Raw genomic sequence first — 5,032 nt, 5'->3', positions numbered from 1 at the left:
GCTTCCCTCCTAGCTTTCGTTTCAACTTCCAGTACTTCTGTCAGTCAAGCAGGATGTTGCCCTCAGTCCAGATAGTCAATTCATTGCTTCAGCAGGTGTAGATGGCAGAATCAAGATTTGGCAACAAGACGGCAGCTTTGTCAGAGAGCTATCCGCAGATGGCAAAAGCCCGGCTCATGGCGCACCAGCAACTGCCATTAGCTTTAGCCCCGATGGAAAACACCTTGTATCGGCTTCTGCCGATCGCACCATCAAACTCTGGAACATAAATGGCACTTTGCTGAAAATTCTTAATGGACATCAAACCGAAGTCATCGAAGTGAAGTTCAGTCCAAACGGACAATTCATTGTTTCTACTGCTGAAGACCAAACGGTTAAACTTTGGCGTAGTAACGGTTCGTTGATTAAAACCCTTGCAGAGAAAGGCATTACGGTTGCGTTCAGCCCCGATAGTCAATTCATTGCTACAGCCGCAATTCGGCAGCCTATTCATCTTTGGCGTAGTGACGGTACATTGATCAAGATCTTTCCTCCTGTGTATGGATCGGCTCATAAACTTGCCTTCAGTCCAGATGGAACAAAGATTGTCAATATCGGAATGCATTCAATGACACTGTGGCAAATGGATGGCACAGAACTTCAAACGCTGACCTTACCCCAGGCAGGAATGTGGGCTGTTACCTTTAGCCCTGATGGACAGCTCATTGCCACGGCTGGACAAGATGCCCACATTCGACTCTTGTTTATTCGTAAACCCGAGGACAGTGCTTTATTTAAAAGCCCCAGCGAACCTGGATCTGGAGGTGGAACGCTGTTTGAGACCTTATTAGGACATAAAGGAGTTGTAACAGGCATTGCGTTTAGTCCCAAAGGAGATTTGCTCACTTCTGCTTCTGAAGACGGTACAATTCGTATCTGGAACCTTCAGCATCCTCTGATTCAACCATTAATTACGGAGGCAGGTGGAGTGCTGAAAGTGGCAGTTAGCCCCACCCAAAATCGCATTATCTCTATAGGGCGTCAAGGGAAAGTCAATCTTTGGCTACGACAAACGGACGGACAGTTTAATACTCGCCCCGATAAGATCTTTAGGGCGCATCAGTTGCCTATTCATAACGCAGCTTTTAGTCCCAACGGGGAAATGTTTGTGACCGCTTCGCGAGATGGTACGGTGATGTTCTGGAAGGTTGACGGTACACATCTACAAACATTAGAGGTCAACCCCAAGGCGAAGACGGGCGATCGTCCCCATGTGGACGGTGTTGCATTTAGCCCTGATGGTCGGTGGTTTGCCACTGCATCCTCTAATAATCTAGTCAAACTCTGGCGGCGTGATAAAACAGGTCTGATTTCAAGTCCGAGACCAGAACGGGTTTTGGCGGCTCATCGAGCGCCAGTGAAGGCAGTTGCATTCAGTCCTGATAGCCAATTTATTGTGTCGGGAGGGTTAGACAACACGCTCAGAATTTGGCTGACAAATGGGACATTACTGAACACGATCGTAGATCATCAAGCTCCAATTCAGAGCATCGCCTTCAGCCCAAAAGAGAATCTGTTTGTATCTGCTTCAGAAGACAAGACCCTTAAGCTTTGGCGAATAGAGGGTGATTTAATCAAGACGCTCAAGGGACACCAAGCCGCTATCTTAGATGTCAACTTCAGCGCTAACGGATTGTACATTGCGTCTAGCTCAATGGATGGCACTGTTAAACTTTGGGGCAGCAATGGCTCGATCGTTAAAACGCTAAAACGCCATCATTCTGCTGTTAGAAGTACAGCCTTTGTTTTAGATGAAAAAACGCTGATATCGGCAGGTGATGATCAATCTCTGCTGTTGTGGAATTTGGACAAGATTTTGCAATTAGATGAATTGAGTTATGCCTGCACTTGGGTGAGAAGCTATTTGCAAAATACTCCTACTGTGGAAGAATATAACCGTCTTTGCAATTGACAGCACTCTCGATCGGCAAGGTAACCAACGACTCGACTTCTTCTGGTGCAAGTCCAGGTGCTTCCGTCTGGATTTCCACCTGGGGTGGCGCGAAATCTGGAAACACGTCCAGCGGCATCCGAGCCAGGTTGTAGCTACCCAAAACGGTAACAATGATGGCACCAATCACCACCAGCCAGCGTTGAGCGATCGCCATTTCAGAATTGCATTCAGCATAAGCAAGAGATATTGTCAATTCTGTAAGTTTTAATAATCGTTGACTATTAGTTCTGATGAGGCTTTCGCTCTGCTTCTAGCGTTTCTGGTGGGGTATGAACTTTGCCATCAGCAGACCCATTCCCATGACCGTTAGAATGAAAGTAAATTTCAGTGTCACGGGGGGATAGAGAACCCTGTGCTGCGGGCTGAAGCCGACGACTATAACGCGATGCCCAAACCGTACCTGCCCAAAATGTACCTGCCGTGATCGCACCTCCTATGGGCAACGTCACCCACCACGGCAAAGCAGAAAGATTCGCTCCTTGAGCGGCTGTTGCGGGAGTTTTGCTATGGCCTGCATCTGCTTTTGTGTCGCCCCGTAGTGACTGTGCGTACAGTTGCGGTGCGCGTTGTGTCACCACTTTGTCGCCGTCAAATAGTCCATTTATGACTTCTACTGTGCCAGCCGGAGATCGGCGTCGGCAGTTTGAACGGCTGCGATCGCATCTACTTTTCGATCTGAAGCGGTCGATCGCAGTTCAGCCAAATCAGGACTTGTCAGACCGCCACAGGTTGCCTTGCATTAACTGTATCCCTGGGTTTGACCAACAATCGCAGCACTGTTCCATCTACAGGGGTTATCACCTCAACTTGGCGGTTCGGCAGCGTCTCAATCTGTCCAGTCGTTTTTATCCCAAACGCCAATCGCTGGCGCGTGACAGGTTCAACCTTAAAACCAGCCGCTGTGCTGTTTCTGCATCCACTTGAACGCTTCCACTAGACTGAGCAGATCCGCCTTTAAATTCATCCCCATGTCCACTGTGCGCGAGAACGATCATAGGAGTTCCCGCCAGCCATCCGAGCATCAGCAGCGTTGTCGAAAGTTGGCGAATTGAGGTGGAAACAGAAGCAGGATTCATCATACGATCGTTCCTAAACAGAGCAACAATTATTCAGTGTGCTGGCCAAATGCGAAATGACCATGAAACGGACTATTGGTTATACCAAGCTTTGCGCCACTGCTCCATTTGATCAATTTCGGTTTGTTGCGAAGATACGATTGCTTTAGCCAGTTTCTGAACTTCAGGACGCTTTGATTTTTGTTGCGCTTCTTTTGCCATTGCGATCGCGCCTTCATGGTGGGGAATCATGGCGTTCATAAAGCGCAAATCAAATTGATCATCGGCTGTACCTAAATCCATGCTCATCGCCATGCTGTCTTTTTGCTGCTGAGACATCGGCATCGATTTGTTCTGCTGTGAATCGTAAGCCACAAATTCTTCAGATGCATTGGGATACCACTGCTTCCGCCATGTTGCCATCAACTCATTTTCTTCGCGGTTTTGCGTCACAATGATGTTTTGAGCGAGGGATTTGATTTCAGGGCGTTTTGATTTTTGCTCGGCTTCTTTTGCCATCTCGATCGCGCCTCGGTGATGCAATCGCATAGCATCAATAAAGCGTAGATCATACTCGGCATCCGCAGGACCTAAATCCATGTTCATCATGCTACCGTGGTGCATGTTGCCGTGATCCATCCCTGGCGTTCCTGCCATTGGTGAACCCATTGGTGAACCTGTTGCAGTAGGGCTTTGATTAGAGGTTGAATTTTGAGCAGAGTTCGAGCAAGCTGTCAGCCCACCCATACCAATGACCGCACCAAGCGAAAGCCCAAGTAAACCTGTTTTGAACAGTGAACGATTCATACTTAAACTTACAAATTTCGTTTACACCTTGTATTTTGAACTGTCTAGTTGGCTGGAGAATCAAGGGCAAAAAGTATATTTCAGATCGATTCCCTGAATGTGGTGTAATGTCAACTATTCAGTGATTCAAAGCAGCACAAAAAGATGGAATCAGGATGGAACTTCTCTCTATCGATAGTACTGAACTTCTTTAAAGGGTTTGTAGCTAAATGGTTAGACGCGATTGCATTAGCAACTTCCTATCGTAAAAGCCAAGAACTGCGCTTCAGCCTTTGTGCTTCAGTTCCCTTGTTTGTTTCCTTTAGGAGTAACGTGGTTCTTACGATTGCGGCTATCTCTGTGCTTGAGGGACAGCCTCTTCTCACTGCTTAGGAGAGTTTTCAGTACGATCGCTTGACACTCCAGCCAACTAGATGGTTCAGAATAATCAATAATAAAGCTCTCGCTTCAAGGAAGCTCGAATGATGACGTTACACTTTACTGTTCCGAACATGGCTTGTTCTGCTTGCAGTGACACGATTACTCATGCAATCAAAGCGGTTGATCCTAACGCAAAGGTGAATGCCGATCTAAAAACGAAGCTGGTTGATGTTGAAACGCAAGCTTCAGAAACCAGCGTTAAGCAAGCTGTAAGTGAGGCTGGATATACCGTTGCTTAGTTTGATCTGTTATTGATTACGCGATCGCTGTGATGATATGCCGCCCGCGTCACTCTAAATTCAATGCTTGAGAAGTGCGATCGCTCGATTACAAGCGATCGCACTCCGCCTTAATCTCATAGTAATAACCGCGATAATAGAATTAATTCATTGAGGCTAGATCAATGGTTGCCACTCAGCCACCAAAAATAGTGACTACAGAACCTTCTACAGAAGAACAGTCTTTGTTCTCGTTAGAAGATTTCATGCTTCATCCTCCACACCATATGGAGTGGATTGATGGAGAATTAGTGGAGACAACCGGAATGACACTTCGGCATAGCTTGGTTCAAGGGCGATTAGTGAGTGAATGGAGAAATCATGCCTTCTCAACCCAGCAAAGAGGAGAAGTTTATCCAGAAGCCCCCTGCCGAACGCTCAAGCAAGGTCGTCGCCCTGATGTTGCCTATTTGCCTGCTGAGCTAGTAGAGTTGTCGGGAAATAAAAACAAAGGTAGCTAACATGACCTTTCAAGTTCT

Annotated in this window: 8 protein-coding genes and 1 pseudogene; 5 read left to right on the top strand and 4 right to left on the bottom strand. The window is 47.0% G+C overall.

Annotation, left to right across the window (positions count from 1 at the left end):
* Positions 1-37: 37 nt before the first annotated feature.
* The 3 genes and pseudogenes from AC5I6P_RS00045 to AC5I6P_RS00035 all read left to right on the top strand — a co-directional run.
* A pseudogene (locus AC5I6P_RS00045) lies at positions 38-91 on the top strand (hypothetical protein); the annotation flags it as partial.
* A gap of 10 nt (positions 92-101) precedes the next feature.
* A complete protein-coding gene (locus AC5I6P_RS00040) occupies positions 102-269 on the top strand; it encodes a hypothetical protein (protein ID WP_495691709.1) in 168 nt (55 codons plus the stop codon).
* Positions 197-1,951, top strand: a complete 1,755-nt coding sequence (locus AC5I6P_RS00035) for a WD40 domain-containing protein (RefSeq protein ID WP_495691710.1) — start codon at positions 197-199, stop codon at positions 1,949-1,951. The genes AC5I6P_RS00040 and AC5I6P_RS00035 overlap by 73 nt, the downstream gene beginning before the upstream one ends.
* Here AC5I6P_RS00035 and AC5I6P_RS00030 read toward each other — a convergent pair.
* From AC5I6P_RS00030 to AC5I6P_RS00015, 4 genes are all read right to left on the bottom strand, one after another.
* On the bottom strand, positions 1,917-2,186 hold the full coding sequence (locus tag AC5I6P_RS00030; protein WP_495691708.1) for an efflux RND transporter permease subunit: 270 nt from the start codon (positions 2,184-2,186) through the stop codon (positions 1,917-1,919). The genes AC5I6P_RS00035 and AC5I6P_RS00030 overlap by 35 nt on opposite strands.
* Positions 2,187-2,214: 28 nt before the next feature.
* On the bottom strand, positions 2,215-2,571 hold the full coding sequence (locus AC5I6P_RS00025) for a hypothetical protein (RefSeq protein ID WP_495691707.1): 357 nt from the start codon (positions 2,569-2,571) through the stop codon (positions 2,215-2,217).
* A gap of 267 nt (positions 2,572-2,838) precedes the next feature.
* A complete protein-coding gene (locus AC5I6P_RS00020) occupies positions 2,839-3,072 on the bottom strand; it encodes a hypothetical protein (RefSeq protein WP_495691706.1) in 234 nt (77 codons plus the stop codon).
* 69 nt (positions 3,073-3,141) lie between these two features.
* Positions 3,142-3,855 carry a DUF305 domain-containing protein gene (locus tag AC5I6P_RS00015; RefSeq protein ID WP_495691705.1) on the bottom strand — a complete coding sequence of 238 codons (714 nt, stop codon included), beginning with the start codon at positions 3,853-3,855 and terminating at the stop codon, positions 3,142-3,144.
* A 461-nt stretch (positions 3,856-4,316) separates the two neighbouring features.
* On the opposite strand from AC5I6P_RS00015, the gene AC5I6P_RS00010 reads away from it, so the two are divergent.
* Both AC5I6P_RS00010 and AC5I6P_RS00005 read left to right on the top strand, forming a co-directional pair.
* Positions 4,317-4,514 carry a heavy-metal-associated domain-containing protein gene (locus AC5I6P_RS00010; protein ID WP_495691704.1) on the top strand — a complete coding sequence of 66 codons (198 nt, stop codon included), beginning with the start codon at positions 4,317-4,319 and terminating at the stop codon, positions 4,512-4,514.
* A gap of 164 nt (positions 4,515-4,678) precedes the next feature.
* Complete coding sequence (locus AC5I6P_RS00005; protein WP_495691703.1) at positions 4,679-5,014, top strand: Uma2 family endonuclease; 336 nt, start codon at positions 4,679-4,681, stop codon at positions 5,012-5,014.
* The last annotated feature ends 18 nt before the right edge of the window (positions 5,015-5,032 follow it).

The organism is Myxacorys sp. (assembly GCF_059501405.1).
Note: the sequence above shows the minus strand (reverse complement) of the source record. Positions and strands in the feature narration are given on the sequence as shown.

Coding starts and splice junctions, on each gene's coding strand:
- AC5I6P_RS00010 (WP_495691704.1), top strand. CDS start 4,317: ATGATGACGTTACACTTTACTGTTCCGAACATGGCTTGTTCTGCTTGC.
- AC5I6P_RS00020 (WP_495691706.1), bottom strand. CDS start 3,072: ATGATGAATCCTGCTTCTGTTTCCACCTCAATTCGCCAACTTTCGACA.
- AC5I6P_RS00015 (WP_495691705.1), bottom strand. CDS start 3,855: ATGAATCGTTCACTGTTCAAAACAGGTTTACTTGGGCTTTCGCTTGGT.
- AC5I6P_RS00005 (WP_495691703.1), top strand. CDS start 4,679: ATGGTTGCCACTCAGCCACCAAAAATAGTGACTACAGAACCTTCTACA.
- AC5I6P_RS00040 (WP_495691709.1), top strand. CDS start 102: ATGGCAGAATCAAGATTTGGCAACAAGACGGCAGCTTTGTCAGAGAGC.